General features: G+C 54.9%; 2 protein-coding genes and 1 pseudogene. 1 reads left to right on the forward strand and 2 read right to left on the reverse strand.

The annotated features are described in order from the left end of the window. The coding region (locus tag B3Z49_RS18635) for an ABC transporter transmembrane domain-containing protein (protein WP_296993567.1) at window positions 1–752 on the reverse strand (752 nt) is incomplete at its 3' end. Window positions 753–969: 217 nt separating this feature from the next. On the opposite strand from B3Z49_RS18635, the gene B3Z49_RS18640 reads away from it, so the two are divergent. Further along, window positions 970–1,767 (forward strand): hypothetical protein, encoded by a 798-nt coding sequence (locus B3Z49_RS18640; RefSeq protein ID WP_296993570.1) that lies wholly within the window; start codon window positions 970–972, stop codon window positions 1,765–1,767. 13 nt (window positions 1,768–1,780) lie between these two features. Here B3Z49_RS18640 and B3Z49_RS18645 read toward each other — a convergent pair. After that, window positions 1,781–1,984 (reverse strand): annotated as a pseudogene (locus B3Z49_RS18645) (glycosyltransferase family 1 protein); the annotation flags it as partial.

Here is a 1,984-nt window from a genome sequence, read left to right on the forward strand (position 1 = left end):
GCGCTAACCGTCGATGCCTTGAAGCTCAGTTTGAAGACGGTTTCAACCAGCTTGCCCATGCGGGAACATTCATAGGGCTCCATGCCATATGCCTTCACGTGGCGAATGCCCTGGAAGGTTTGTTCAAGCAAGGTGGCGAATTCGCCAATCTGTTGCTGGGTGTTGGCAGACACCTTGCGCATGCGTTTACCCAGTCGCGCAATCGGATAGATCGCCGCAGGAAATACGGTAAAGGCGATGATCGCAAGCAACCAGTCCTTATAGAACATCACGCCGACAAGGACGACCGCAGTCAGAAGGTCTTTGCCAAAACCGGTCAGCGAGTTTGAAACTGCTGCGCGCATCGCGGTGATGTCGTTGGTAAAGCGCGTGATCAGCTTGCCGGTATTCGTGCTGTGGAAAAAGCCGATATCAAGGCGAATGACGTGCTCATACAGGCTGTTTTGCAGATCGGCCAGAATACGCCCGCCGACATAGCTCATCAAAACCGTCTGCCCATAGTTGGCAAAGCCTTTGAGGGCAAAGGATCCAAGAACTGCCGCCCCGACGGGCACCAGCATGTTTTCCTTCTTGTTGATGAACACATCATTGATGATCGGATCCATCAAAAGCGCATAAAGGCCGGTCGCCCCGGCCATCAGCGCCATGCACAGAAGCGCAAGCAGTATTTTGCCAAGATAGGGGGCAACCGCATCTCGCACGATACGCTTGACCAGCGGCCAGGTACCCCAGTGTTCTGCAGTATGATCCAACGAATTCTTTGGCAATGATTTGATCCCGGCCTTCTTCGCCATTTCCAGATTGTATCGAATTGATACTATCGTTATGGATACGGCATCATAAAAGTAAAATACTCGCGCTGTTGCTAGCACGCTCGGACAAGGGCGGCAAGCTGCTGAGACGCTTTAACGGACACAAAAATGGTCTGCATAACAGCAGATTGCCAACTGCGACATATAAGACAAATAAATGAACGAGCAACTCCACGCACTTGTCGAACGCACCGTGGCCCAGGGTGTCGGTGCACGGGTTTTCCCGCTGCGTTGGGATAACCGGCGCATTTGGGTCAAACAGGCAGTGCCGGCCAAACATAAAGTCTGGCACAGCGTTCAGCGCTTTGCGGCCAACATTACCGGTATTCCATTGTTGCGCCCGACCGTATCGCCCGGCGGGCAAAAGGGCCTTGAAAGCGAGGCTGCGACGTTGCGCAAGCTTGCCGCCCTTGGGGTGTTGGTGCCCGATCTGATTGACGTCGGTGAAAACTGGATTGCCATTGGCGATAATGGCCGCATCCTTAAAACCTGCATCGAAGATGATGTCGACAAGGGCAATGATGATGCCATCCGTCGTCATGTTGTCGACGCCGGTGCGGCCTTGGCAAGGTTGCATGGCGAAGGGGTTGCGCATGGTGCGCCTTTGCTTCGCAACATGACACTGCGCGACGATCATCAGATCGGCTTTATTGATTTTGAAGAAGACCCGAACGCCCGCATGCCGGTGATTGATGCCCAGGCACGCGACATCTTGCTGTTTGTTTTTTCCATCCAGCGTGAATTTAAAAAACGTCCGGAATTGCTGCGTGCCGGATGGCAGGCCTATGTCGAGGCCGCTGGCGAAACCGCAGCGCAAATGGTGCCGCTGCGCAAGGTGATCAGGCTGTTGCGCCCGGTCTATCTGGCGCTCCGCCCGTTCCGTCGCTGGCTGGGTACGGATGCGCTCAACGGTCTTTGGGCATATCGCACCTTGCGCAAAAGCCTTTATCGCTGATCAGGCGTGCGGCCTATTGGGCAGGTTGCCCAACAGGTGCCTTGCCTGCCGTGGTTTCAGGCGCGTGATCCGGTTTTGCGACCTTTGACTTTGCCGTGCTGGTATTTGCCGCGTCATCCAGCGAAATGCGGGTTGCCTCAACACCATCAAACCCACCGGAAAACGGTGCCAGATTGTGCAGGAACTGGGTGGCCGAGTTGCGCCAGCTATATTGTTC

It is taken from the genome of Thalassospira sp. UBA1131 (assembly GCF_002311515.1).
In the GTDB taxonomy this organism is placed as follows: Bacteria; Pseudomonadota; Alphaproteobacteria; order Rhodospirillales; family Thalassospiraceae; genus Thalassospira.

What these genes read in the sequence shown, in the direction of transcription:
- B3Z49_RS18640 (WP_296993570.1), top strand. Translation starts at nt 970, where the DNA reads ATGAACGAGCAACTCCACGCACTTGTCGAACGCACCGTGGCCCAGGGT.